This is a genomic window from Falsiroseomonas sp. HC035, from assembly GCF_050563525.1.
In the GTDB taxonomy this organism is placed as follows: domain Bacteria; phylum Pseudomonadota; class Alphaproteobacteria; order Acetobacterales; family Acetobacteraceae; genus Falsiroseomonas.
The window spans coordinates 37,546-61,329 of sequence record NZ_JBNXUN010000009.1 but is presented as its reverse complement, the minus strand read 5'-3'; the positions used below and the strand labels follow the sequence as shown (position 1 = coordinate 61,329).

24 protein-coding genes are annotated in these 23,784 nt (G+C 69.4%); 17 read left to right on the top strand and 7 right to left on the bottom strand.

The window, feature by feature from the left end; all coding sequences use genetic code 11:
- Window positions 1–12: 12 nt before the first annotated feature.
- From trpC to ACLF3G_RS18735, 3 genes are read right to left on the bottom strand one after another with little or no spacing between them, the layout of a single operon-like run.
- Window positions 13–828: an indole-3-glycerol phosphate synthase TrpC gene (gene trpC, locus ACLF3G_RS18745; protein WP_430670923.1), complete on the bottom strand. Its 816-nt coding sequence runs from the start codon at window positions 826–828 to the stop codon at window positions 13–15.
- Window positions 825–1,865 (bottom strand): anthranilate phosphoribosyltransferase, encoded by a 1,041-nt coding sequence (gene trpD / locus ACLF3G_RS18740; protein ID WP_430670922.1) that lies wholly within the window; start codon window positions 1,863–1,865, stop codon window positions 825–827. Before trpD ends, trpC begins: the two co-directional genes overlap by 4 nt.
- Window positions 1,862–2,464 (bottom strand): anthranilate synthase component II, encoded by a 603-nt coding sequence (locus ACLF3G_RS18735; RefSeq protein WP_430670921.1) that lies wholly within the window; start codon window positions 2,462–2,464, stop codon window positions 1,862–1,864. The genes trpD and ACLF3G_RS18735 overlap by 4 nt, the downstream gene beginning before the upstream one ends.
- Window positions 2,465–2,594: 130 nt before the next feature.
- On the opposite strand from ACLF3G_RS18735, the gene ACLF3G_RS18730 reads away from it, so the two are divergent.
- The 3 genes from ACLF3G_RS18730 (at window position 2,595) to ACLF3G_RS18720 (ending at window position 6,309) form a co-directional block, all read left to right on the top strand.
- Window positions 2,595–3,566 (top strand): Bug family tripartite tricarboxylate transporter substrate binding protein, encoded by a 972-nt coding sequence (locus ACLF3G_RS18730; RefSeq protein WP_430670920.1) that lies wholly within the window; start codon window positions 2,595–2,597, stop codon window positions 3,564–3,566.
- Window positions 3,563–4,765, top strand: a complete 1,203-nt coding sequence (locus ACLF3G_RS18725; protein WP_430670919.1) for a mandelate racemase/muconate lactonizing enzyme family protein — start codon at window positions 3,563–3,565, stop codon at window positions 4,763–4,765. The genes ACLF3G_RS18730 and ACLF3G_RS18725 overlap by 4 nt, the downstream gene beginning before the upstream one ends.
- Before the next feature lie 65 nt (window positions 4,766–4,830).
- Window positions 4,831–6,309 (top strand): hypothetical protein, encoded by a 1,479-nt coding sequence (locus ACLF3G_RS18720; RefSeq protein ID WP_430670918.1) that lies wholly within the window; start codon window positions 4,831–4,833, stop codon window positions 6,307–6,309.
- On the opposite strand, the gene ACLF3G_RS18715 is transcribed toward ACLF3G_RS18720, so the two are convergent.
- The 3 genes from ACLF3G_RS18715 to ACLF3G_RS18705 form a co-directional block, all read right to left on the bottom strand.
- On the bottom strand, window positions 6,249–6,947 hold the full coding sequence (locus tag ACLF3G_RS18715) for a hypothetical protein (RefSeq protein WP_430670917.1): 699 nt from the start codon (window positions 6,945–6,947) through the stop codon (window positions 6,249–6,251). The two genes, ACLF3G_RS18720 and ACLF3G_RS18715, sit on opposite strands and share 61 nt — an antisense overlap.
- Before the next feature lie 101 nt (window positions 6,948–7,048).
- The gene (gene trpE, locus ACLF3G_RS18710) at window positions 7,049–8,554 is read right to left on the bottom strand and encodes an anthranilate synthase component I (protein WP_430670916.1); all 1,506 of its coding nucleotides are present in this window, start codon (window positions 8,552–8,554) and stop codon (window positions 7,049–7,051) included.
- Window positions 8,551–10,452: a SurA N-terminal domain-containing protein gene (locus ACLF3G_RS18705; RefSeq protein WP_430670915.1), complete on the bottom strand. Its 1,902-nt coding sequence runs from the start codon at window positions 10,450–10,452 to the stop codon at window positions 8,551–8,553. Before ACLF3G_RS18705 ends, trpE begins: the two co-directional genes overlap by 4 nt.
- 108 nt (window positions 10,453–10,560) lie before the next feature.
- On the opposite strand from ACLF3G_RS18705, the gene tpiA reads away from it, so the two are divergent.
- Entirely contained in the window at window positions 10,561–11,307 is a 747-nt protein-coding gene (tpiA, locus tag ACLF3G_RS18700; protein ID WP_430671088.1) for a triose-phosphate isomerase, read from the top strand.
- A 10-nt stretch (window positions 11,308–11,317) separates the two neighbouring features.
- On the opposite strand, the gene ACLF3G_RS18695 is transcribed toward tpiA, so the two are convergent.
- Window positions 11,318–11,782: a hypothetical protein gene (locus ACLF3G_RS18695; protein ID WP_430670914.1), complete on the bottom strand. Its 465-nt coding sequence runs from the start codon at window positions 11,780–11,782 to the stop codon at window positions 11,318–11,320.
- An 86-nt stretch (window positions 11,783–11,868) separates the two neighbouring features.
- Here ACLF3G_RS18695 and secG point away from each other — a divergent pair, with 86 nt between their 5' ends.
- The 13 genes from secG (at window position 11,869) to ACLF3G_RS18630 (ending at window position 23,588) form a co-directional block, all read left to right on the top strand.
- Window positions 11,869–12,192, top strand: coding sequence for a preprotein translocase subunit SecG (gene secG, locus ACLF3G_RS18690; protein ID WP_430670913.1), 324 nt, complete (start codon window positions 11,869–11,871; stop codon window positions 12,190–12,192).
- Between the two features lie 102 nt (window positions 12,193–12,294).
- Window positions 12,295–13,929 (top strand): CTP synthase, encoded by a 1,635-nt coding sequence (locus tag ACLF3G_RS18685; RefSeq protein ID WP_430670912.1) that lies wholly within the window; start codon window positions 12,295–12,297, stop codon window positions 13,927–13,929.
- 2 nt (window positions 13,930–13,931) lie between these two features.
- A complete protein-coding gene (locus ACLF3G_RS18680; RefSeq protein WP_430670911.1) occupies window positions 13,932–14,096 on the top strand; it encodes a hypothetical protein in 165 nt (54 codons plus the stop codon).
- A 34-nt stretch (window positions 14,097–14,130) separates the two neighbouring features.
- Window positions 14,131–14,436, top strand: a complete 306-nt coding sequence (locus ACLF3G_RS18675) for a hypothetical protein (RefSeq protein WP_430670910.1) — start codon at window positions 14,131–14,133, stop codon at window positions 14,434–14,436.
- Between the two features lie 69 nt (window positions 14,437–14,505).
- Window positions 14,506–15,783: a phosphopyruvate hydratase gene (gene eno / locus ACLF3G_RS18670; protein ID WP_430670909.1), complete on the top strand. Its 1,278-nt coding sequence runs from the start codon at window positions 14,506–14,508 to the stop codon at window positions 15,781–15,783.
- A gap of 128 nt (window positions 15,784–15,911) precedes the next feature.
- Window positions 15,912–16,220, top strand: coding sequence for an FtsB family cell division protein (locus ACLF3G_RS18665; RefSeq protein ID WP_430670908.1), 309 nt, complete (start codon window positions 15,912–15,914; stop codon window positions 16,218–16,220).
- Between the two features lie 325 nt (window positions 16,221–16,545).
- Window positions 16,546–17,580: a pyruvate dehydrogenase (acetyl-transferring) E1 component subunit alpha gene (gene pdhA, locus ACLF3G_RS18660; RefSeq protein ID WP_430670907.1), complete on the top strand. Its 1,035-nt coding sequence runs from the start codon at window positions 16,546–16,548 to the stop codon at window positions 17,578–17,580.
- Window positions 17,577–18,950: a pyruvate dehydrogenase complex E1 component subunit beta gene (locus tag ACLF3G_RS18655; protein ID WP_430670906.1), complete on the top strand. Its 1,374-nt coding sequence runs from the start codon at window positions 17,577–17,579 to the stop codon at window positions 18,948–18,950. Before pdhA ends, ACLF3G_RS18655 begins: the two co-directional genes overlap by 4 nt.
- 12 nt (window positions 18,951–18,962) lie before the next feature.
- The gene (locus tag ACLF3G_RS18650) at window positions 18,963–20,273 is read left to right on the top strand and encodes a pyruvate dehydrogenase complex dihydrolipoamide acetyltransferase (RefSeq protein WP_430670905.1); all 1,311 of its coding nucleotides are present in this window, start codon (window positions 18,963–18,965) and stop codon (window positions 20,271–20,273) included.
- Entirely contained in the window at window positions 20,270–20,752 is a 483-nt protein-coding gene (locus ACLF3G_RS18645) for an N-acetyltransferase family protein (RefSeq protein WP_430670904.1), read from the top strand. Before ACLF3G_RS18650 ends, ACLF3G_RS18645 begins: the two co-directional genes overlap by 4 nt.
- A gap of 1 nt (window position 20,753) precedes the next feature.
- The gene (lpdA, locus tag ACLF3G_RS18640; RefSeq protein ID WP_430670903.1) at window positions 20,754–22,148 is read left to right on the top strand and encodes a dihydrolipoyl dehydrogenase; all 1,395 of its coding nucleotides are present in this window, start codon (window positions 20,754–20,756) and stop codon (window positions 22,146–22,148) included.
- Between the two features lie 4 nt (window positions 22,149–22,152).
- Window positions 22,153–23,118: a lipoyl synthase gene (gene lipA, locus ACLF3G_RS18635; protein WP_430670902.1), complete on the top strand. Its 966-nt coding sequence runs from the start codon at window positions 22,153–22,155 to the stop codon at window positions 23,116–23,118.
- The gene (locus ACLF3G_RS18630) at window positions 23,118–23,588 is read left to right on the top strand and encodes a type II toxin-antitoxin system RatA family toxin (protein WP_430670901.1); all 471 of its coding nucleotides are present in this window, start codon (window positions 23,118–23,120) and stop codon (window positions 23,586–23,588) included. Before lipA ends, ACLF3G_RS18630 begins: the two co-directional genes overlap by 1 nt.
- The last annotated feature ends 196 nt before the right edge of the window (window positions 23,589–23,784 follow it).

Here is a 23,784-nt window from a genome sequence, read left to right as displayed (position 1 = left end):
TCAGAGCCACCGCTAGATCGCCGAGATCAACTCGCGCGCCGCGGCGGCGACGTCCGGCTGGCGCAGCAGGTGCTCGCCCACCAGCAGGCAGCGAGCGCCGGCATGGCACATGCGGCGAACGTCGTCGGGGGTGCGGATGCCGCTTTCGCCGACCGGAATGCGGTCCGCCGGGATCTGCGGGATCAGTTCCTCCGACGTCGCAAGATCGGTGACCAAGGTCTTGAGATTGCGATTGTTCACACCGATCAACCGCGTCTCCAGTCCCAGCGCCCGGTCCAGCTCCCGCTGGTCATGCACCTCCGCCAGTACCGCCATGTCGAGCGACCGCGCGATATCCTCAAGCTCCTGCGCCTGCTCGTCCGAAAGGGCAGCGAGGATCAGCAGGATGGCGTCGGCGCCCATCGCGCGCGCCTCGAAGACCTGCCAGGGATGCACCATGAAGTCCTTGCGCAGCACCGGCAGGCTGCAGGCGGCGCGAGCCTCGACCATGTGGCCGAGGTCGCCCTGGAACCACGGGCCATCGGTCAGCACGGACAGGCAGGCGGCGCCGCCTTCCTCATAGGCGCGGGCCAGCGCGGCGGGCTCGAAGGGGTCGCGGATCAGGCCACCGGAGGGCGAAGCGCGCTTGATCTCGGCGATCAGCCCGACCCGGCCCTCGCCGACGGCGGCGCAGAGCGCCCCGGTGAAGTCGCGCGGCGCGTCCGCGTGGCGGGCCTGCGCCTCGACCTCGGACAGCGGCATGGCGGCGGATCTCTGGCGCACTTCCTCGTATTTGTCGGCGAGGATGCGGGCCAGGGTGTCGGAGATGACGGGGGTTGTGACGTTCATCGGGGCGGGTGCTCGGCAGGGGGCGGCTCGGGGGGAGCGGCGGTGGCGGCGCGCAGGCGGGTCAGCACGGCAAGCGCCGCGCCACTGTCGAGGGCGGCGGCAGCCTGGGTCGCGCCGGCGCGGATGTCGTCCACCCGGCCCGCGACCACAAGGGCCGCGGCGGCGTTCAACAGCACGCAATCGCGATAGGCCCCCGGCGCGCCTTCCAGCAGCGCCAGCAGCGCGGCGGCGTTTTCGGCCGGATCGCCGCCTTTCAGGGCGCTGGCCGGCGCGCGCGGCAGGCCCGCCTGTTCCGGGGCCACCTCGAATTCGTGAAGCCGGCCGTCGCGCAGTTCCACCACCTGGGAAGGGCCGGCGAGGGTCAACTCATCCAGCCCCTGCCCATGCACCAGCCAGGCGCGCTGCGTGCCAAGGCGGGCCAGCGTCTCCGCCATCGGGCGCAGCCATTCAGGGGCGAAGACGCCGGTCATCTGCCGGGTGACGCGGGCCGGGTTCGCCAGCGGGCCGAGCAGGTTGAAGATGGTGCGGGTGCCGAGTTCGACGCGCGGCCCGGCGGCGTGGCGCAGGGCGGAATGGTGGCGCGGCGCCATCAGGAACACCATGCCGACCTCCGCCAGGATGCGCGGCAGCGCCTCCAGCGGCGTGTCCATCACCGGGATGCCGAGCGCCGACAGCGCATCGGCGGCGCCGGAGCGCGAGGACAGCGCGCGGTTGCCGTGCTTCGCCACCTTCACGCCGCAGCCGGCGACGACCAGGGCGGTGGCGGTCGAGATGTTCAGCGTGCCCGCGGCGTCGCCACCGGTACCGACGATGTCCATGGCACCGTCCGGCACGTCGACGGCCAGCATCCGGGCGCGCATGGCGCGGACTGCGCCGGTCATCTCCGCCGCCGTCTCGCCGCGCACGCGCATCGCCATCAGCAGGCCGGCGATCTGAGCGGGCGTTGCCTCGCCGGCCATGATCATGCCGAAGGCGGCCTCGGCCTCGCTTTCCGCCAGTTTTTCGCCGGCGGCGAGGCGGGCCAGGATCTTCTTCATGCTGCCGCGGTCGAGGATGCGAAGGTGTTCCTGCGGCCGGCCAGGGCGAGAAAATTGCGCAGCAGGTCGTGGCCGTGCTCGCTGGCGATGCTCTCGGGGTGGAACTGCACACCCCAGACCGGCAGGTCACGATGCGCCAGGCCCATTACCAGGCCATCGGCGGTGCGGGCGGTAGGCAGCAACGTCTCCGGCAGGTCCTCGACCACCAGCGAATGATAGCGGGTGGCGCGGAACGGGGAGGGGATGCCGGCGAAGATGTCAGTGCCGCCATGGGTCACGTCCCAGACCTTGCCATGCACCGGCTCCGGCGCCCGCACCACGCGTCCGCCGAAAGCCTGCCCGATGGCCTGGTGGCCAAGACAGACGCCGAGCAGCGGAAGGCGCCGCGCGGCGGCGGCGCCGATAAGGTCGAGGCAGATGCCCGCCTCATTCGGCGTGCAGGGGCCGGGGGACAGCACGATCGCCTCCGGGTCCAGGCCCATCGCGGCCTCAACCGAAAGGGAGTCGTTGCGCCGAACCTCAACCACCGCCCCAAGATCACCGAGGAAGTGGTAGAGATTGAAGGTAAAGCTGTCGTAGTTGTCGATCAGGAGGATCATGGTTCCGTGACTTTTGTCCCGGAGCGCGGGGGAATCAAGCCGGGGCAGGTCCGCGGGGGCTCGCCGGGGTTCCGAAGGCGACACGACCGGGCCTAGGCTTCGGCCCAAGAACGGATTGGAGGACCCCCAGATGCAAGAGATCCTGCGCCGATTGCTGCCCGTCATTGGCCTCACACTTATCGCGCCAGCCGTCCTGGCCGCCGACCTGCCGGAACGGCCGGTCCGCATCATCGTGCCCTTCGCCCCCGGCGGCACCAGCGATATCGTGGCCCGCGTCCTGGCGGAGGCCGCCTCCGCCCACCTGCCGCGCGGCGCGGTGGTGGAGAACCGTGCGGGCGGCGGTGGCAACATCGGTGCCGCCGAGGCAGCGCGCGGCCCGGCTGACGGCACCACGCTCCTGCAATGCGCCTTCGGCCCCTGCGGCGCCAACCCGGCACTGTATGCGAACCCCGGCTACGACCTGCTGCGCGACTTCGCGCCGGTGGTACTGACCGGCGCGGTGCGCAACGTGATGGCGGTGCGGCGGGACCTGCCGGCGCGGGACGTGCCGGAATTCATCGCCCTCGCCCGCAGCCAGGCCGGCGGCGTCAGCTTCGGCTCCTCCGGCGTCGGCGCCTCCAACCACCTCGGGCCGGAGTTGCTGCGGGCGGTGACCGGGATCGAGATGGTGCATGTGCCCTATCGCGGCTCCGGCCCCGCCATCACGGACCTCATCGCCGGGCGGATCGACGTGTTCTTCGACAATCTGCCCTCCATCCTGCCGCACATCCGCGCCGGCAGCGTCCGCGCCCTGGCCGCGGTCAGCGACCATCGGATCGGCGAATTGCCGGAGGTGCCGACCTTCGCCGAGCAGGGCGTGCAGGGCATGGCGATCGATAGCTGGTTCGGCTTCATGGCGCCCGCCCGCACGCCGGCGCCCGCCATCGCGGCGCTGAACGCGGCCTTCAACCAAGCGCTGGCGGACCCGCGCGTGCGGGCGCGGCTGACGGAACTGGCCGTGGCGCCGCTCGGCGGCACGCCGGAGCAAATGGGCACGCATGTCCAAGGCGAGGTCGCGCGCTGGGCGGATGTAGTGCGGCGGCAGGGGATTCGCGCGCAATGATTTCCTCGATCATTACCTGCGTCCGCACGCTGCGCGTGCCGGAGCGCGCGAACATCCTGTGGGTCGAGATCGAGACTTCAGAGGGGTTGGTCGGCCTCGGCGAAAGCTTCCGGGGCGCGGCGGCGGTGGAGGGGCAGATCCACGAGCTGGTCGCGCCGTTCTTGCTCGGCCAGGATTCGCGGAACATCGAGCGTATCCACCGCCACCTGATGACGCCCTATGTCGGCTTCGGCGCCTCCTCGGCCGAGATGCGCGCCGCCTCCGCCGTCGACATTGCGCTGTGGGACCTGATGGGCCAGCGCCTGGGCGTGCCTGTGCATGAGGCATTGGGCGGGCTGAGCCGGGACCGGATCCGCGCCTACAACACCTGCGCCGGCTACGACTACAACAGCGCGCGGGACCGCCGCGACGTGCGGGCCGGGGAGAACGCCGCCGGTCCCTATGACGACCAGGTCGCCTTCATGCAGCGCGCCGACGAACTGGCGCATTCGCTGCTGGAGGAAGGCTTCACGGCGATGAAGATCTGGCCTTTCGACGTCTATGCGCCGGCCTCGGGCGGGCAGGTGATGAACCTCGATGACCTGAAGCGCGGGATGGAGCCCTTCGAAAAGATCAGGAAGGCGGTCGGCGACCGGATGGAGGTGATGGCGGAACTGCACAGCATCTTCTCGCTGCCTGCCGCGACCCGGATCTGCCAGGCGCTGGCACCCATCCGGCCGTTCTGGGTCGAGGACCCGATCTGCAAGATGGACGACACGGCGGCCCTGGTGGAGCTGCGACGGGCCGTGCCTGGGGTGCCGATCTGTGCCAGTGAGACGCTGGGCGGCAAGGTCGCCTTCCGGGATCTTCTGGTGGCGGGCGCCACCGATGTGGTGATGGTGGATCTGACGTGGTGCGGCGGCCTGACGGAGGCGCGGAAGATCGCGGCGCTGGCGGAATCCTGGGCGCGGCCGGTGGCGCCGCACGACTGCACGGGGCCGGTGACGCTGGTCGCAAGCCTGCACTTCGCCCTGCATGCGGCGACGGCGATCTTCCAGGAGGTGGTGCGGGCGACGCTGGCCACCTGGTACCGCGACCTGGTGACGGAACTGCCTCGGGTGGAGCGCGGCTTCTGCTACCCGATGAAGGGGCCGGGCCTCGGGACGAAACTGCAGCCGGACACGCGCCGGCGCGCGGCGATTCGCGAAAGCCGCGGCTGAATCTCGACACGGCGCTGGGCGGGGCGGCGCCAGACCGGCTGTTCCTGGCCTGCACGCTGTATCTGTTGCTGCCGGCGCTGATCTTTTCTGTCGGCTTTCCCTCCTGGCCCTGGGCGGTGGCGAGCCTGCTGGCCGGGCTGGCCGGGCTGGCCCTGCTACCGGGGTGGCGCGGCGCGTGGCCTTTCCGCTGGCGCGCCACCCTGGCCTGCCTGATAGGTGGCTTCGCCTGGGCCTTCGGCAGCAGCGGCACGCACCACTTGCTTCACGCCCCGATGGATTGGCAAATCCGCGACGCGGTGCTGCGCGACCTCGCCACCCATGCTTGGCCGGTGGGCTACGTGGTGGGCGACGCGACCTGGCTGCTGCGCGCGCCGCTGCACTACTACCTGCCGGCGGCGCTGGCCGGGCCCGGGTGGGCGCAGGCCGCGCTGTATGGCTGGACGGCGATTGGATTGGCCCTGGTGCTGGCGCTGCTGGCCGGGCTGGCACGGCAGGTGGCGCCCGGGCGCCGCGGCGCCGCCCTGCTGGTGGCGCTGGTCTTCGTCGGCTTCGGCGGGCTGGACCTGCTGCCAAACCTTTGGCTGGACCTGACGGAGGGCGGGGGCCTTTCCGCCTATTGGGGGCGCGGCGGCGAGTGGTGGGCGCGCATCTTCCAGTATTCCGGCCATGTCACGCTGCTGCTGTGGGTGCCGAACCACGCGCTGGCCGGCTGGATTCCGGTGCTGCTGCTGCTGCGCCACGGCCGGCGGCCGGAGTTCCTGCGCGCCGCCGCCCTGCCGCTGGCGGCGGCGGCGGGGTGGTCGCCGCTGGCCGCGCTGGGCGCGGGCGTATTGACCGGCGTGGCGACGCTGCTGGGGGGCTGGCGGTTGCTCCGGGCGGCGCTGCTTGGCCCGGTAAACTGGCTCGCGGCGGGGATGGTAGTGCCGCTGGTCCTGTACCTGACGGCGGGCTCCGGCGAGATTCCGCACTGGGCGCTGCTCGAACGCCACGGCGTCGCAGTGCTGCCCCGTCTTGCGCTGTTCATGGCACTGGAGGTCGGCCTCGCGGCGCTGGCGGTGGGCCTGCTGCTGCGGTCGCGGCTGTTGGCGGCGGGCCTGGTCCTGCTGGCGCTGCTGCCGCTGTATGTCTTCGGGCCGGGCAACGAGATGACGATGCGAACCGGCATCGCCGCGCTCGCGGTGCTGGCGGTGGCCGCCGGGCTGGCGCTGGCGCAGGCGGCGCCCGGCTGGCGGCGTGGCGTACTGGCCGCGGTGCTGGTGCTGGGGGCGGCGGGGCAGGCGATGGAGGCCAGCGTGCTGACCCACCGGCCCTGGCGCGCGAGCCGCGACTGCACGCTGCCGGAGGCAGCGGCGCAATCGGTCTTCAACGCCACGGACTGGTCGCACTACGTGATGCTCTGGCCCGAGGAAGGCCTTCGCGGCGTGCTGGCGCCGCTGCGGCTGGTGCCGGCCCGGCCGGAGGCGGTGGCGCGCTGCTGGCCGGATCAGGCCGGGACGGTTCCGGGCAGCGCCGCGCCGGCATCGGCCAGCAGCGCCGGGCCGTAGAGCCGCGGCACGTCGTTGTGCGGCGCCGCGGTCAGCAGTACCCGCCAGCGCGGTCCCATGAGCCCGGCCGCGCGGAGCCCGGCGGTGAGGCGGCGGGCCGGCGCTTCCGTGCCGCCACCCGCGCGCGCCAGCACCACGAGGGCCGGCGGCGGCACCGCGCCGCGCAGGCCGGCGCGCGAGGTGGCCCAGCGCAGCAGCGGCGTGGGGTCGCCATGCAGCGCGTCGAACAGATGCACCTCGTCCACCCGCGCGCCGGAGGCCAAGGCCGCCCGCAACCCGCTGCCGCCGCCGGAATGCCCGGTCAGGACCAGGGCGGAGGGCGGCGGGAAGGCTACGCCGATCTCCGCCACCAGGGCCGCCATGCCGCCAGGTGCCGCGAGCGCCGGCCAGTCGAAGCGACCGGGCCGGCCAGGGATGGGGCGGCCGCGCGGCAGCAGCGCCAGGGTCGGCGGCTGGCGCGGCAGCACCAGGCCACTGCCGGGCAGGCGGCCCGGCGCCAGGCGCAACGGCTCATCGGGCGCAGCGAAGCCGTGGAAGTGGATGACGATGCGAAGGTTGGTGGCCGTGGCCGGAATGGCGTTCCAGCGCAGCACGCAATCCGGCTCGCCGGCGATGCTGCCATGGCTGGCCAGGGCCACGACACGGGGCAGGACGGCCTGGCCCGCGCTGCCGCCGGATCGCGCCGCGCCGGCGCATCCCGCCAGCGCCGGCAGCAGGGCCAGCGCGTGGCGGCGCGAGATCAGCGCCGCTGCGCGGCGAAGCGCACCGCTTCCTCCGCGGCGCGGAACAGGGCGCGGGCCTTCTGGTGGGTCTCCTGGAACTCGGCTTCCGGGTCGCTGTCGGCCACCACGCCGGCGCCGGCCTGGACGTGCATCTGGCCGTCCTTCACCAGGGCGGTGCGCAGCGCGATGCAGATATCCATGTCGCCATCGGCGCCAAAATAGCCGACACCGCCGGCATAGGCGCCGCGCCGCGAAGGCTCCAATTCCTCGATGATCTGCATCGCCCGCACCTTTGGCGCGCCCGAGAGCGTGCCGGCGGGAAAGCCGGCGGCCAGGGCATCCAGTGCATCCAGGCCGGGGCGCAGCCGGCCGACTACCTCCGACATGATGTGCATGACCTGGGAGTAGCGCTCGACCTGGAACTTTTGGGTCACCCGGACGGATCCAATTTCCGCGACGCGACCAACGTCGTTGCGGCCGAGATCGATCAGCATCAGGTGCTCGGCCAGCTCCTTTGGGTCGGCCAGAAGCTCCGCCTCCAGCCGTTTGTCCTCTTCCGGCGTCGCGCCACGAGGACGCGTTCCAGCCAAGGGGCGCAGCTTCACCTCGCCATGCTTCACGCTGACCAGGATCTCCGGCGAGGCGCCGACCAGCGACAATCCATCAAGGTCCAGGAAAAACAGGTAGGGCGCCGGGTTCAGCCGGCGCAGCGCGCGGTACAGGGAAAACGGCGGCAGGCCGAAGGGCGCGGTGAAGCGTTGCGAGGGCACGACCTGGAACACGTCGCCGGCCGCTATGTACTCCTTCGCGCGCAGGACCGCGGCCCTGTAGGCATCCGGCGTGAAGTTGGAGGACGGCGCCGGCGGCACCGGCAATGCAGCGGGCGGCGCCGGGCGGGGCAGGGGGCGGTCCAGCGCGGCTTCCGCCTCGTCCAGCCTCGCTTGTGCCAGGTCCCAGGCCGCCTTCGGGTCCAGCGCCGGGTCGGGCCACACCGGCGTCACCAGGGTCAGCGTATCCCGCACATGGTCGAAGACGGCGACCAGCGTCGGGCGGATCATCACCGCCTCCGGAATGCCGAGCACATCCGGATTGCTGTCCGGCAGGCGTTCCATGTGCCGGACCATGTCGTAGCCGAGATAGCCGAACAGCCCGGCCGCGATGGAGGGCAGGCCCGGCGGCATCGGCATCCGCGTCGCCTGCACTAAGGTACGAAGGCTGTCGAGCGGCGGGGCCGGATCGGCCTCGAAGGCGTGCGGCGCTGACAACGCGTGGCGGTTGATCTCAGCCTGTCCGCCGCGGCAGCGCCAGACCAGGTCGGGTTCGAGGCCGAGGGCTGAGAAGCGACCGCGCGCGGCGCCGCCTTCCACCGATTCCAGCAGGAAGGCGTTGTGCCGGCCCTGCACCAGGCGGAGATAGGCGCCGACCGGCGTATCCAGGTCCGCGACCCGTTCGCGGAACACCACCTGCCCCTGGCCGGCGGACAGCCCCTCCGCGAAGGCGGCGAAGGTCGAGAGAGCGCTCATGGGACGACCTGTTGCAGGAGGGCTGGGCTGATCTGCGGGTTGGCGCGGGCCCGCAGCGCGGCGATGTAGGCGGCGTTCAAATCGTCCGCCATCTGCTGCTGCGCGGTGCGGCGGGCATTGGCCAGCGCCTCCGCATCCGCGGCAGGATCGACGCCGACCACTTCCACGAGCTGCGCCACGGCGAAGCCGGCCGGGGTCGGGACCATGGTCGGCTCCCCAGGCGAAAGGCCGAACAGCACCGGCAGCAATTCGCGGGGCACCGTCAGGCCCGGTGCGCCCTGCTCCGGCTGACGGCCGAAGGGGCCCATGCGCTGGCTGGTGAAGCCGGCGGCGGCGGCGGCCTCCGGCAGGGGCTGGCCGCCGCGCACGGCGCCGAGCAGGGCCGCGGCGCGTTCTTCCTGTGCGCGGCGCTTCGCGTCGTTGATCCAGGCGCGGCGCACGTCCTCCTCGACCTGCTCGAAGGGGCGCAGCGCGGCGGGACGGATCGCCTTCAACTCCACGCCGACAAAACCCTCGGCGTCCCGCAGTTCCTGCAGGCGCGGGGCGGCGCCCTGCTGGGCGGCGAAGATCAGGCGCAGCGCCTCGGCACGGGCGGCGGCGGGCACCGGCAGGATGGCGGGCAGGCCCTCCGCGTCGCGGCCCTGTGCATCCAGCGTCACGTTGGCGACGGTCAGGCCGAACTCCCGCGCCGCGGCGTCCAGCGCGGCACCGCCGGCGAGCGCATCCTCCACCTGGTTGGCGCGGCTGAAGGCGAGGTCGGCGGCGCGTTCCAGGGCTAGTTCCTGCCGCAGCCGGTCCGAGACCTCCGCCAGTGGCGTCGTCGCGCCCGGGGTGACGGCGGCGACGCGCATCACGTGCCAGCCGAAGGGCGACTGCACCGGGTCCGTCACGCCGCCAGGTGGCGCGCTGAAGGCGGCGTTGGCCAAGGCCTCGATCGGCAGGTCGCCGCGCGGCACGTTGCCGATGGCGAGCGCCGCGCCGCCGGCCGCCGTCGCGGCCTGCTCGATCGCGGGAAAATCCGGGTTGGCGCGCCAGGTGGCGGCGACCTGACGGGCGGCCTCCTCCGTCGGCAGCAGCGCCTGCTGCAGGTCGCGGCGTTCCGCCACCTCGTACTGGGTGCGGCGGGCCTCGTAGGCTGCGGCGACGTCGGCGTCGGAGACCTCGATCTGGTCAGCCAGCGTCTCGGCGTTCAGTACGGCAATCGTTGCCTCCCGCAGCGCGGGGGTGGAGAACTGTTCCGGGTTGTTGGCGTGGTAGCGCGCCAGGGCCGCCTCGGCCGGGGGCTCCGGATCGGGCGCGCTGAGCAAGGGTAGTTCCACCACGTCGGCGATACGGCGCTCGCGCTCGTAGCGGACCATGGCGCGGGCCAGCAGGTCCGGCGCCGGGGCGCCGGCGCGGACGGCGCCGGACAGCTGGATGCGGCGCAGATCGTCGCGCACGATCTCGAGGAACTGCGCCTCCGTCAGGTTGCTCTGGCGCAGGAAGCTGTCGAGCGTCAGGCGGTCGAACTGGCCGGCGGTCTGGAAGTTGGGAATGGCGAAGACATAGGCCTGCACGGCGGCATCCGGCGTGGCGAGGCCGAGGCGCGCGGCCTCCGCCCGCTGCGCGCGCTCCGCGATCAGCTGCTCGATTGCCTGCATGGTGACGGCGCGGCGCAGCGGTTCCTCCGCCTCGAAGCTGGCGCCGAGCTGCTGCTGGACGCGCTGGAGCTCGCGCCGTGCTGCCGTCTGGGCCTCCGGCACCTCGATGTCGCCGCCGGCCATGCTGACCACTGCGGTCTCGCGGCCGAAATTGCGCACGGTGTCCTCGATGCCCCAGATGGCGAAGGACAGCACGAGCAGCAGGAACAGGACCTTGGCGAACCAGGTCTGGGTGAGGTTGCGGAACCAGGTGATCATCCGGTTCGGGTAGCGCGGAACGGGTTTGGTTGCCAGGGGTCGGTTGCATGCGGTTGGCGACGTTGGTAGGCGAAGCCTGTCGATAAGGAGACTGTCGTGACCCCAGGCATCCGCCCCCTGATCGCCGGCAACTGGAAGATGCACGGCACCCTGCGCGAGGCCGGCGCCCTGGCGGAGGCGGTGCGCGCCGGGGCCGTGGACGGGCTGCCGGCGGACCTGCTGGTCTGCCCGCCATTCCCGCATATCCACATCGTTGCGGCGGCGATGCTGGGCCAGAAGGTGGCGGTGGGCGCGCAGGATTGCCATGCGGCGGGCAAGGGCGCGCATACCGGGGATGTCTCCGCCGCCATGCTGCGGGATGTCGGCGCGACGCATGTGATCCTGGGGCATTCCGAACGCCGCGCCGACCATGGCGAGACCGATGCCGGCGTACGCGCCAAGGTGGACGCCGCACTGGCAGCCGGCCTCGTGCCGGTGGTCTGCGTCGGCGAGACCGAGGCGCAGCGCCTGGCCGGGGAGGCCGAGACGGTGGTCGAGGGCCAGTTGGCCGGGTCCTTGCCGGACGGCTTCGCCGGCATCGTGGCCTATGAGCCGGTTTGGGCGATCGGCACCGGCCGGACGCCGACGGAGGCCGACATTGCCGCCATCCACGGCACCATCCGCGCCGCCCTGGTGGCGCGGTTCGGGCCGGCGGGGCAGGCCACGCGCATCCTTTATGGGGGATCCATGAAGCCGGGCAACGCCAAGGCGATCCTGGCCCTTGCCAATGTCGATGGTGGCCTGGTCGGGGGCGCGAGCCTGGTCGCGCCGGATTTCCTGGCGATCGCTGCCGCGGCCGGCGATGGCACGGCCTGACGCTCCCGCGTCAGCGCAGGTTGTCCAAGGCGTTCTCTATGGCTTCCTTGAGTTCCTCCCAGGCGCTGTCGGCATTCAGCGCCTTGATGAGGCTTTTCAGCAGCACGTCGATGGATTTGAGCAGCTTGATGAGCCAGTCCAGCAGCCCTCCAGCCAGGTAGGTCGCCGCGCCCCGGAATGGAGTGTTCCTGGCGCGTACCAAGGCAAGCTTGAGTGCAAGCTGCGGGCCAACGAGGCCATGCTGCGAAATGGTCGGCTCCTGAAGGCGATCGACGGATCGCAAGAGATCTTCGTACCTGCTTGACAGATCCCTCCAGGCCGGAGGGATGAGGGCGGCAATGTCTGGCGGGAACGCTTGCTCATGGGTGGATGCGTTTTCGGCGATATCGTCCATGACGGTCCTGAAGCCGTCCAGGAATGCCGACAGTGCCGGCCGGGGGTCGCCTCCACCGTAGTCCGGGAATGTTGCGATCATGGCGCAAATTCTCCACCACGAAGGCGCCTCCGCCTTCGGTGGTCAGGGTAGCGGGACGCAGGGGGTTCCGCTACAAGCCCGCTGCCATGACCTCCATTCTCCTCGTCGTCTTCCTGCTCGTCACCCTTGCGCTGATCGGGGTCATCCTCGTGCAGCGCAGCGAAGGGGGTGGGCTGGGCATTGGCACCTCCCAGGGCATGGGCGGGTTCATGTCCGGGCGCGGCACCGCCAACCTGCTGACCCGCACCACCGCCGTGCTCGGCACCATCTTCATGGCGCTGGCGCTGGTGCTGGCCATGCTGGGCCGGAACGAGGCGCCGCGCGGGTCGATCCTGGATGCGCCGGCCGGCGGCGTCCCGGCCGCGACCGCACCGGCCGTACCTGCGGTGCCGACCGTTCCGAACAACTGAAGCTTCCTGCCCCGGTCGCGTGCCGGGAGCATGTCTGTCACAACCGGTTCCACATGCCGGGCGGGTTCCAATGCCCGTCCGGCTTCGCTATGAGGGGCGTCCATGACGCGGTTCGTATTTGTCACCGGCGGCGTGGTCTCCTCCCTCGGCAAGGGCATCGCGGCGGCATCGCTGGGTGCGTTGCTGCAGGCGCGCGGCTACAAGGTGCGCCTTCGCAAGCTCGACCCCTATCTCAACGTTGATCCGGGCACGATGAGCCCGTACCAGCATGGCGAGGTCTTCGTCACCGATGACGGGGCGGAGACCGACCTCGACCTGGGCCATTACGAGCGCTTCACCGGCGTCGCCGCCAGCAAGCTCGACAACTGGACGACGGGCCGGATCTACTCGGACGTGATCGCGGCGGAACGACGGGGTGACTACCTCGGTGGCACGGTCCAGGTGATTCCGCACATCACCGACAAGATCAAGGACGTGATCCAGGCGGAAACGGACACCTACGACTTCGTCCTGGTCGAGGTCGGCGGCACCGTCGGCGATATCGAATCGCTGCCCTTCCTGGAAGCCATCCGCCAGCTCGCCAACGAACTCGGCCCGACGCGCAGCCTGTTCATCCACCTGACACTGGTGCCCTACATTCCCTCGGCCGGGGAGTTGAAGACCAAGCCGACGCAGCACAGCGTCAAGGAACTGCTCGGCGTCGGCATCCAGCCGCAGATCCTGCTGTGCCGGTGCGACCGGCCGATCCCGGAGAACGAGCGCCGCAAGATCGCGCTGTTCTGCAACGTCCGGCCGGAATCGGTGATCCCGGCCTATGACGCCGACAGCATCTATTCCGTGCCGATCAGCTACCATGCGGAGGGCCTGGACCGCGAAGTGCTGCGGCACTTCAACCTGTCCTTCTACGGCGAGCCGGACATGCGCCGCTGGGAGCGGATCGTGCAGTCGATCCGCGCGCCGGAGGGCGAGGTTTCGATTGCCGTCGTCGGCAAGTATACCAACCTGCTCGACAGCTACAAATCCCTCGCCGAAGCCCTGACTCATGGCGGCATCGCCAACAAGGTGAAGGTAAAGCTGAACTGGGTCGACAGCCAGGTCTTCGAGGCCGGCGACGAGGAAGCGGTGAAGCAGCTGGAAGGCGTGCACGGCATCCTGGTGCCGGGCGGCTTCGGCGAGCGTGGCTCCTCCGGCAAGATCGAGGCAGTGCGCTTCGCCCGCGAGCGCAAGATCCCCTTCCTCGGCATCTGCTTCGGCATGCAGATGGCGGTGATCGAGGCGGCGCGGAACCTGGTCGGGCTCAAGGCCGCTTCCTCTACCGAATTCGGCACGACTCCGGAGCCGGTGGTGGGGCTGCTGACCGAATGGGCCCGCGGCAACCAGGTGGAAAAGCGCAGCGCCGGCGGCGATCTGGGCGGCACGATGCGGCTGGGCTCCTATGTGGCCAAGTTGGCCGAGGGGTCCCTGGTGCGGGACGTGTACGGCGCGCCCGAGATCACGGAGCGCCACCGCCACCGCTTCGAGGTGAACGTGACCTATCGCGACCGGCTGGAGGAGGTCGGCCTGCGCTTCGCTGGCATGTCGCCGGACGGGCTGCTGCCTGAAATCGTCGAGGTGCCGGACCATCCCTGGTTCATCGGTGTGCAGTTTCACCCCGAGTTGAAGTCGAAGCCCTTCGAGCCGCACCCGCTGTTCAAGGGCTTCATCGGGGCGGCGGTGAAGCAGGCGAGGCTGGTCTGACGATGGATGAGAAGGCGCGGCTGCGGCGGTTCGGGATCGGCATGGCGGTGACGCTGGCCATCACCGTGGTTGTAGGTGCGGTATTCGGCTCCCTCGCGGTGCCGCTGTCGCTGGCGATCGGCCTGGGCATCACGCTGCTGCTGGGTGGCGGCCGTTCCCGCGGTTAGGCCGGCGGTAACCTGTTCCGGGCGCTAATGCGCCATGCGGACCCTGCACGGCGCCTCCGGCGTCGAATCCTACCTCTATGAGCCTGGCGATCTGGTGCGGCTGACGCGCCCGGAGGGCGGCAGCGTCAGCACCGCCAGGCCGGGCGATTGGGGCCTGGTCACGCGGGTGCACCCCTGCGGCGCACTGGACCTGAAGCTGGCCGGGTACAGCCGGGCCAAGGATTCCGTGCTGACCCGGGCGGTGGCGGTGCCCTGCGGGCGCGTCGAGCCGTGCGACCGTACCGGGATGCCGCTGCGCCGCGGATTCGCCGCGGTGTGGGACACCCGCCGCCCGCGTTGAGCCGGGCCGTCTTGCCGGCCGGCCGATACACCGTTAAGCGCGGCGCAACCCCACCGCCCGGAGCGCCCCATGGCCGCCATCGTTGACATCATCGCCCGCGAGGTCCTCGACAGCCGCGGCAACCCGACCGTGGAGGCCGAGGTCATCCTGGACAGCGGCGCCGTGGGCCGCGCGATTGTTCCCTCCGGCGCCTCGACCGGGGCGCATGAGGCGGTGGAACTGCGCGACGGCGACAAGGCCCGCTACGGCGGCAAGGGCGTGACGCGCGCCTGCGGCCATGTCGAGGGTGAGATCTTCGATGCGATCGGCGGCATGGACGCGGCCGAGCAGGTCAAGATCGACGAAACGATGATCGAGCTGGACGGCACGCCAAACAAGTCCCGCCTCGGCGCCAATGCCATCCTGGCGGTGTCGCTCGCCACTGCAAAGGCGGCGGCGGCGGATCTCGACATGCCGCTGTACCGCTATGTTGGTGGCGTGTTCGCCCGCACCCTGCCGGTGCCGATGATGAACATCATCAATGGCGGCCAGCACGCGGACAACCCGATCGACATCCAGGAATTCATGATCATGCCAGTCGCCGCCGGCACGGTGGCGGATGCGGTACGGATCGGCTCGGAGGTTTTCGCGCAGCTCAAGAAGCAGCTGCACGCCGCCGGCCACAACACCAATGTCGGTGACGAGGGCGGCTTCGCGCCGAACATCGGCAGCGCCGAGGAAGCACTGGGCTTCATCAGCAAGGCCTGCGAGGCCGCCGGCCACCGGGTGGGGGAGGACATCCTGTTCGCCCTGGATGCCGCCGCCACGGAGTTCTTCAAGGACGGCAAGTACGTCATGGAAGGCGAGGGCAAGACCTTCGACTCGGGCCAGATGGTCGACTACCTCGATGGCCTGGTGAGGAAGTTCCCGATCGTGTCCATCGAGGACGGCATGTCCGAGGATGACTGGGAGGGGTGGAAGCTGCTGACCGAGCGGCTGGGCGCCAAGGTCAACCTGGTCGGCGACGATCTTTTCGTGACGAACACGGAACGCCTGCGCCGTGGCATCGAGACCGGCACGGGCAACGCCATCCTGGTCAAGGTCAACCAGATCGGCACCCTGACCGAGACGCTGGAGGCGGTGGAGATGGCCCAGCGCGCCGGCTTCAAGGCAGTGATGAGCCATCGCAGCGGCGAGACCGAGGATTCGACCATCGCGGACCTCGCGGTCGCGACGAATTGCGGACAGATCAAAACCGGATCGCTGTCCCGCTCCGATCGTACGGCGAAGTACAACCAATTGATTCGCATTGAACAGGACCTCGGAGCCGCGGCCCGTTATGCAGGGCGGAGCGTCCTGCGCCGCTGAGCCCGTCGTTTCCGCTTTACAGGGGCGGGGCCGGCTGCGATTCAGGGGGTCTGTCGGTCGGGGGACTCGCAGGGGTGAGTGATTTGTATCTACCGCCAGAACGGCGGGGGGGCGCCGGCGCGTGGATCATGCGTCGGGTCAGGGCGGCCGTGCTGCCGGTGCTGTTCCTGGGCACCAGCGGCTACTTTGTCTGGCATGCGGTGCATGGCGAGCGCGGCCTGATCGCGCGCGACGTGCGCCAGGAGCGCATCCAGGAGGCGCGGCTGGAGCTAACCCGGGTGCAGACCGAGTTGGAGGCGGTGGAACGGCGCGTCCACGGTCTTCGTGGCGACCGGCTGGACCGCGACCAGCTGGATGAGCGGGCGCGGCAACTGCTCAACATGGTCGACAAGAACGAGATCGTCGTTCCCTACGGGCCGGAGCGTCGCCTGTTCTGATGCGCTGCCGCCCCGATCGGGGGCGGCCGGGTGAGGGGGCATGAGCCCCGAATTTCCTGCCCTGATGGCGGGCATGCTGCCTTGCGGCCGCGGATTTCGTGAAATTGCGGCAGGCGCCGCCGGATAGCAGCATTCGGCTGGCTGCCCTGGTGCCCTCGCAATCCCATTCCGGAAGCGCGAAAAACCGGCGAGGTTGAGTTAACCGATCCGCGGTTAATCGCCTTATTGCATTGCACAATAACGCTATTTCATCGAAACCGCGTGCTTGCACCGCGGTTTGGGCGCGCGTAGATGCGTTGAAAGGCAAGCCCTGAGGAGGAACCGCATGGCCGAGACCGCCGCCCGCGCAGCTCGCGGAAAGGGGGCCTCCAAGGGGGGCAGCCAGCCCGCCGTCAGCAAGGATCTGCTGACCCGTGCCTATCGCGACATGCTGCTGATCCGCCGTTTCGAGGAAAAGGCCGGCCAGCTTTATGGCATGGGCCTCATCGGCGGCTTCTGTCACCTCTATATCGGCCAGGAAGCCGTGGTGGTCGGCATGCAGCTCTGCCTCAAGCCGGGCGACGAGGTCATCACCTCCTACCGCGACCATGGGCACATGCTGGCCACCGGCATGGAAGCGCGCGGCGTGATGGCCGAGCTCACCGGCCGCATCGGCGGCTATTCCAAGGGCAAGGGCGGGAGCATGCACATGTTCTCCCGCGAGAAGGGCTTCTATGGCGGCCACGGCATCGTCGGCGCGCAGGTTTCGCTCGGCGCCGGCCTGGCCTTCGCCAACTGGTACCGGGAAGATGGCGCGGTCGCCGTGACCTATTTCGGCGAGGGGGCCTCCAACCAGGGCCAGGTGTTCGAGAGCCTGAACCTGGCAGCACTGTTCAAGCTGCCCTGCATCTTCGTCATCGAGAACAACAAGTACGGCATGGGCACCAGCGTGGAGCGTGCCAGCGCCTCCCGCGATCTGTCGAAGAACGGCGCGCCCTGGGGCATCCCCGGCGAGCAGGTCAACGGCATGGACGTGCTGGCGGTGAAGGAGGCCGGCGAACGCGCCGTCGCCCACTGCCGCGCCGGCAACGGCCCGTACCTGCTGGAGATGAAGACCTACCGCTACCGCGGGCATTCGATGTCCGACCCGGCGAAGTACCGGACGCGGGAGGAAGTGCAGAAGATGCGCGAGCAGAACGACTGCATCGAGACCGCGCGGAAGATGCTGCTGGAGCAGTTCGGCGCCTCCGAGGCCGAGCTCAAGGTGATCGACGACGAGGTGAAGGCCATCGTGCAGGACAGCGCCGAGTTCGCGCAGACCTCGCCGGAGCCGGATGAGAGCGAGCTTTGGACGGACGTGCTGGTGGAGTCGAAGGCATGACTCAGATCCTGATGCCGGCGCTGTCGCCGACGATGACGGAGGGCAAGCTCGCCCGCTGGCTGAAGGCGGAGGGCGACGCGGTGAAGGCCGGCGACGTCATCGCCGAGATCGAGACCGACAAGGCGACCATGGAAGTGGAAGCCGTGGATGAGGGCACGCTGACCAAGATCCTGGTGCCGGAAGGCACCGACGCCGTCGCGGTGAACACGCCGATCGCGGAGTTGGCCGACGGCAACGAGACCGCGGCGAAGCCGGCGCCCCAGGCTGCACCTGCACCGGCGAAGAATGGTGAGGATGCCGGTGCGATCGCGGCCAAGGGCACCGAGACCCGCCCCGAGACGACGCCCGCCATGGCCAAGGCCCCTGCGCCGGAAAAGGAATGGGGCGCGACCAAGCCGATCACGGTGCGTGAGGCGCTGCGCGACGCGATGGCGGCGGAGATGCGCACCGACAAGGACGTGTTCCTGATCGGTGAGGAAGTCGGCCAGTACCAGGGTGCCTACAAGATCAGCCAGGGCCTGCTGGACGAGTTCGGGCCGAAGCGTGTCATCGACATGCCGATCACCGAACATGGCTTCACCGGCATGGCGGTCGGCGCGGCGATGACGGGCCTGAAGCCCATCGTCGAGTTCATGACCTTCAACTTCTCCATGCAGGCGATCGACCAGATCGTGAATTCCGCGGCGAAGACGCTGTACATGTCGGGCGGCCAGCTTGGCTGCCAGATCGTGTTCCGCGGCCCGAATGGTGCCGCCAGCCGCGTCGCGGCGCAGCACAGCCAGTGCTATGCCTCATGGTACGCCCATCTTCCGGGCCTGAAGGTGCTGGCGCCGTGGTCGGCGGCGGATGCCAAGGGCCTGCTGCGGGCTGCGATCCGCGATCCGAACCCGGTCATCTTCCTGGAGAACGAGATCCTCTACGGGCAGACCTTCGACTGCCCGACGGATGAGGATTTCATCCTGCCGATCGGCAAGGCAAAGGTGGAGCGCGAGGGCACCGACGTGACCCTGGTGGCGTTCTCCATCATGGTCGGCATGGCGATGCAGGCGGCGGAGGCGCTGGAGGCGCAGGGGATCAGTGCCGAGGTCATCAACCTCCGCACGCTGCGGCCGCTGGATATCGAGACCGTGGTGAAGTCGGTGAAGAAGACCAACCGCCTGGTCACGCTCGAGGAAGGCTGGCCCTATGCCGGCATCGGGGCGGAGGTCGCCATGCAGATCCTGGAAAACTGCTTCGACGACCTGGATGCGCCGCCGGTGCGGGTGCACGGCCTGGATATTCCGATGCCCTACGCGGCGAACCTGGAGAAGCTGGCGCTGCCGCGGCTGGAACAGGTGATCGATGCTGCCAAGCGCGTGACCTACAAATAGGAGCGACAGCAGATGGCAACGAACATCCTGATGCCGGCGCTGTCCCCGACGATGACCGAGGGCACGCTGGCGCGCTGGCTCAAGGCCGAGGGCGACACGGTGAAGGCCGGCGACATCATCGCCGAGATCGAGACCGACAAGGCGACCATGGAAGTGGAAGCCGTGGATGAGGGCGTGCTGGGCAAGATCCTGGTCCAGGGCGGCACCGCGGGCGTGAAGGTCAACGACCCGATCGCGGTGCTGGTTGAGCCGGGTGAGTCCGCCGATGCGGCGCCGGCGGCCAAGGCGGACGCGCCCAAGGCCGAGGCATCCAAGCCCGTGGCGCCTGAAACGCCCAAGACCGAACCCGCCGCGGCGCCGAAGACGGAGGCGCCGAAGACCGTCGCATCCTCCGGCGACCGCACCATCGCCTCGCCGCTGGCGCGGCGCATGGCGGCGCAGGCGGGCATCGACCTGGCTGGCCTCAACGGCAGCGGGCCGAACGGCCGCATCGTGAAGACGGATGTGGAGGCGGCGCTGGCCAAGCCGCAGGCGGCGAAGCCCGCGGCAGCAGCCTCGGCACCCGCACCGGCTGCGGCGCCCGCCGCGGTACCGGCCCCGAAGGCCCCGGCGCCCGCGATCACGGCGCCGCATACCGCGATCCCGAACAGCACGATGCGCAAGGTGATCGCGCGGCGGCTGTCGGAATCGAAGCAGACGGTGCCGCACTTCTACGTCTCGATGGATATCGAGATCGACGCGCTGCTGAAGCTGCGGTCACAGTTGAACGCGACGTCGCCGAAGGATGGCCCGGGCGCGTTCAAGCTCTCGGTGAACGACCTGGTGATCAAGGCGGCGGCGGTGACGCTGCGTCGGATGCCTGCGGTGAATGCGACATGGACGGAGGATGCGATCCTTCAGTACCACGACGTCGACATCTCGGTGGCCGTCAGCATCCCCGATGGCCTGATCACGCCGATCATCCGCAAGGCCGATCAGGCGGGCCTCGCCTCCATCAGCAGCCAGATGAAGGACCTCGCGGCGCGGGCCAAATCGGGCAAGCTGAAGCCGGAGGAGTTCCAGGGCGGCGGGTTCAGCATCTCCAACATGGGGATGTATGGCGTGCGTGACTTCTCCGCGATCATCAACCCGCCGCAGGCCGGCATCCTCGCGGTCTCCGCCGGCGAACAGCGGCCCGTGGTGAAGGATGGCGCGCTGGCGATCGCGACGGTGATGACCTGCACGCTGAGCGTCGACCACCGCGTTGTGGATGGCGCGCTGGCGGCGGAGTGGATCGCGGCGTTCAAGAAAGTCGTCGAGGAGCCGCTGAGCCTGATGCTGTGAGCTTCACCCTCCGCGACGCCGAGCCTGCGGACCTGCCGGAGATCCTCCGGCTGGTCCGTGACCTCGCCGGATACGAGAAGCTGCTGCATGAGGCGGTGGGGACGGAGGCGGATTTCCGCGAGGCACTGTTCGGCGCCAACCCGCGCGTCTTCTGCACGCTGGCGGAGCGCGAGGGGCGGCTGATCGGGCAGGCCATCTGGTTCTATAATTTCTCGACCTTCACCGGCCGGCCCGGCATCTACCTCGAAGACATCTACGTCGAGCCGGCGCATCGCGGGCTCGGCGCCGGCGGCGCCTTCTTCCGGCACCTGGCGCAGCGCGCGGTGGCGGAAAACTGCACGCGGATGGAATGGCAGGTGCTCGACTGGAACGCACCGGCCATCAAGTTCTATGACCGCATCGGCTCGGACAGCCGCGATGAATGGCGCGTGAGGCGCCTCTCGGGTGACGCGCTGCGTGCCCTGGCAGGAGAGTCCTGAAATGGCGGAGAGTTTCGATCTCGTCGTCGTCGGCGGCGGCCCTGGTGGCTATGTCGGCGCCATCCGCGGCAGCCAGCTCGGCATGAAGGTGGCGCTGGTCGAGCGCGAGAACCTGGGCGGCATCTGCCTGAACTGGGGCTGCATTCCGACCAAGGCGCTGCTGCGCGCCAGCGAGATCAATCACCTGCTGCATACGCTGGATGCCTATGGCTTCGCGGCGGACAATATCCGCTTCGATTTCGCCAAGGTGGTGAAGCGCAGCCGCCAGGTTGCCGGGCAATTGTCGGGTGGCGTGAAGCACCTGATGAAGAAGAACAAGGTGACCGTCTACGACGGCCACGCGAAGCTCGCCGGGCCGGGCAAGGTATCAGTCAGCAAGGACGGCAAGCCGGTAGCCGAGCTTCAGGCCAAGCACATCCTGCTGGCCACCGGCGCCCGCGCCCGCGTGCTGCCGGGGATGGAGCCGGACGGCAAGCTGATCTGGTCCTACCGCGAAGCGATGACGCCGGTCGCGCTGCCGAAGAAGCTGATCGTCATGGGCTCGGGCGCCATCGGCTCCGAATTCGCCAGCTTCTACCTGAACATGGGCGCAGAGGTGACGCTCATCGAGGTGATGGACCGCATCCTGCCGGTCGAGGACGCCGAGATCTCGGCCTTCGTCCACAAGGCATTCACCAAGCAGGGCATGAAGATCATCACCGGCGCGCGGGTGCAGGGTGTCCGCAAGTCGGCCGACAGCATCACCGCAATCGTCGAAGCCGGCGGCAAGGTCCAGGACATCACGGCGGACCGGCTGATCTCAGCGGTCGGCATCGTCGGCAACGTGGAAGACCTCGGGCTGGAAGGCACGAAGGTGAAGGTGGAGCGCACCCATGTGGTGACGGACGCCTTCGGCAAGACCGGCGAGCCGGGCGTCTATGCCATCGGCGACCTGACCGGCGCGCCCTGGCTGGCGCACAAGGCGAGCCATGAGGCGGTGATCTGCGTCGAGGCGATCGCGGGCAAGCATCCGCATGCCATGGATATCCTGAACATTCCCGGCTGCACCTACTGCCGCCCGCAGGTCGCCAGCGTGGGAATGACGGAAGCGCGCGCCAAGGAGGCGGGCCATGAGGTGCGCGTCGGCCGCTTCCCCTTCATCGGCAACGGCAAGGCCATCGCGATGGGGGAGCCGGAGGGCTTCGTGAAGACGGTGTTCGACGCCAAGACCGGCGAATTGCTCGGCGCGCACATGGTGGGGCCGGAGGTGACGGAGATGATCCAGGGCTACGGCATCGCCCGCACCCTGGAATCGACCGAGGCGGAGTTGATGCATACCGTCTTCCCGCACCCCACCGTGTCCGAGGCGATGCATGAGTCGGTGCTTGATGCCTATGGCCGGGTGATCCACATCTAGCGCCATGAGCACCCGCGTCGAGATCAACCACGCCAGGGCCGGAGCCATCCGGCACCCGGAAAAGGCAAACCGCCCCGACAATCCGATCCAGCGGAAGCCGGATTGGATCCGGGTGAAGGCGCCGACCAGCCCGGTGTACCGGGAAACGCAGGCGCTGATGCGGGCGAATGGTCTGGTGACGGTCTGCGAGGAAGCCGCCTGCCCGAACATCGGGGAATGCTGGTCGCAGCGCCACGCCACCATGATGATCATGGGCGACACCTGCACCCGCGCCTGCAGCTTCTGCAACGTCATCACCGGCATGCCGAAGGCGCTCGATGCCGATGAGCCGCGGCGGGTGGCGGATGCGGTGGCGAAGCTCGGCCTGCGGCACGTTGTCATCACCTCCGTGGACCGCGACGACCTCAAGGACGGCGGGGCGGAGCACTTCGCCCAGACGATCCGGGCGCTGCGCGCCGCGGCGCCGGAGACGACCATCGAGATCCTGACGCCCGATTTCCTGCGCAAGGATGGCGCGCTGGAGGTCGTGGTGGCGGCGCGGCCGGATGTGTTCAACCACAACCTGGAAACCGTGCCGGCGCTGTACCCCTCCATCCGGCCGGGCGCCCGCTATTACCATTCGCTGCGGCTGCTCGACCGGGTGAAGCAGCAGGACCCGTCCATCTTCACCAAGTCCGGCATCATGGTCGGACTGGGGGAGAAGCGGATCGAGGTGCTGCAAGTGATGGACGACCTGCGCAGTGCGGAGGTCGATTTCCTGACCATCGGGCAATACCTCCAACCCAGTGTGAAGCACGCGGCGGTCGATCGCTTCGTGACGCCGGACGAGTTCGCCGATTACGGCCAGGCAGCGCGCGGCAAGGGCTTCCTGCTGGTGTCGGCGACGCCGCTGACACGGTCGAGCTACCACGCGGACCGCGACTTCGCGGCGTTGCGCGATGCGCGGGCGGCCAGGCTGAAGGCCGCCTGATGCCGACTCACGCGGAAAAGCGGGTGCTGCCGTATTCGGACGAGCAGCTTTTCGACATGGTCGCCGATGTTCGCCGCTATCCGGAATTCCTGCCCTGGTGCGTCGGGGCGCGCATCGTCTCCCGCACCGAGGGCGAGCTGATCGCGGACCTGACCATCGGCTTCAAGATGTTCCGGGAGACCTTCCGCAGCCAGGTCACGCTGGAACGGCCGCACCATGTGCATGTGCGCTACCTGACGGGCCCGTTCCGCTACCTGAACAACCACTGGCGCTTCCGGCCAGTGGCGAACGGTACCGAAGTCGATTTCTTCGTCGATTTCGAGTTCAAGTCCCGCCTGCTGCAGGCGGTGATCGGCACCGTGTTCAACGAGGCCGTTCGTTTGATGGTGCGGTCCTTCGAGCGCCGCGCCGCCAACCTCTACCGCCGCGCCGCGCCGCCCGCCGCCGCCACGCCGGCCCCCTCCGCCTGAAACGGGCTAGCTTCGCTGGGTCCCTGGGACTGTCGGCGGCAGCCTGAACGCCGAACCGGCCTCTCCTGCGCCTGGCTGCGGTAACCAAGCCTGATCTGCGTGACAGGTCGCGCAAAAATGGTACAAATCTCGTATAAAAATACAGATTATGCCATAAACGTCAAATCGCGGTGGCAAACCTACAACCTATACTGCG

Bases quoted from the DNA above. Each gene is read 5' to 3' on its own strand.
- trpC (WP_430670923.1), bottom strand. From the start codon at position 828: ATGAACGTCACAACCCCCGTCATCTCCGACACCCTGGCCCGCATCCTC.
- trpD (WP_430670922.1), bottom strand. From the start codon at position 1,865: ATGAAGAAGATCCTGGCCCGCCTCGCCGCCGGCGAAAAACTGGCGGAA.
- ACLF3G_RS18735 (WP_430670921.1), bottom strand. From the start codon at position 2,464: ATGATCCTCCTGATCGACAACTACGACAGCTTTACCTTCAATCTCTAC.
- ACLF3G_RS18730 (WP_430670920.1), top strand. From the start codon at position 2,595: ATGCAAGAGATCCTGCGCCGATTGCTGCCCGTCATTGGCCTCACACTT.
- ACLF3G_RS18725 (WP_430670919.1), top strand. From the start codon at position 3,563: ATGATTTCCTCGATCATTACCTGCGTCCGCACGCTGCGCGTGCCGGAG.
- trpE (WP_430670916.1), bottom strand. From the start codon at position 8,554: ATGAGCGCTCTCTCGACCTTCGCCGCCTTCGCGGAGGGGCTGTCCGCC.
- ACLF3G_RS18705 (WP_430670915.1), bottom strand. From the start codon at position 10,452: ATGATCACCTGGTTCCGCAACCTCACCCAGACCTGGTTCGCCAAGGTC.
- ACLF3G_RS18695 (WP_430670914.1), bottom strand. From the start codon at position 11,782: ATGATCGCAACATTCCCGGACTACGGTGGAGGCGACCCCCGGCCGGCA.
- secG (WP_430670913.1), top strand. From the start codon at position 11,869: ATGACCTCCATTCTCCTCGTCGTCTTCCTGCTCGTCACCCTTGCGCTG.
- ACLF3G_RS18685 (WP_430670912.1), top strand. From the start codon at position 12,295: ATGACGCGGTTCGTATTTGTCACCGGCGGCGTGGTCTCCTCCCTCGGC.
- ACLF3G_RS18680 (WP_430670911.1), top strand. From the start codon at position 13,932: ATGGATGAGAAGGCGCGGCTGCGGCGGTTCGGGATCGGCATGGCGGTG.
- ACLF3G_RS18675 (WP_430670910.1), top strand. From the start codon at position 14,131: ATGCGGACCCTGCACGGCGCCTCCGGCGTCGAATCCTACCTCTATGAG.
- eno (WP_430670909.1), top strand. From the start codon at position 14,506: ATGGCCGCCATCGTTGACATCATCGCCCGCGAGGTCCTCGACAGCCGC.
- ACLF3G_RS18665 (WP_430670908.1), top strand. From the start codon at position 15,912: ATGCGTCGGGTCAGGGCGGCCGTGCTGCCGGTGCTGTTCCTGGGCACC.
- pdhA (WP_430670907.1), top strand. From the start codon at position 16,546: ATGGCCGAGACCGCCGCCCGCGCAGCTCGCGGAAAGGGGGCCTCCAAG.
- ACLF3G_RS18655 (WP_430670906.1), top strand. From the start codon at position 17,577: ATGACTCAGATCCTGATGCCGGCGCTGTCGCCGACGATGACGGAGGGC.
- ACLF3G_RS18650 (WP_430670905.1), top strand. From the start codon at position 18,963: ATGGCAACGAACATCCTGATGCCGGCGCTGTCCCCGACGATGACCGAG.
- lpdA (WP_430670903.1), top strand. From the start codon at position 20,754: ATGGCGGAGAGTTTCGATCTCGTCGTCGTCGGCGGCGGCCCTGGTGGC.
- lipA (WP_430670902.1), top strand. From the start codon at position 22,153: ATGAGCACCCGCGTCGAGATCAACCACGCCAGGGCCGGAGCCATCCGG.
- ACLF3G_RS18630 (WP_430670901.1), top strand. From the start codon at position 23,118: ATGCCGACTCACGCGGAAAAGCGGGTGCTGCCGTATTCGGACGAGCAG.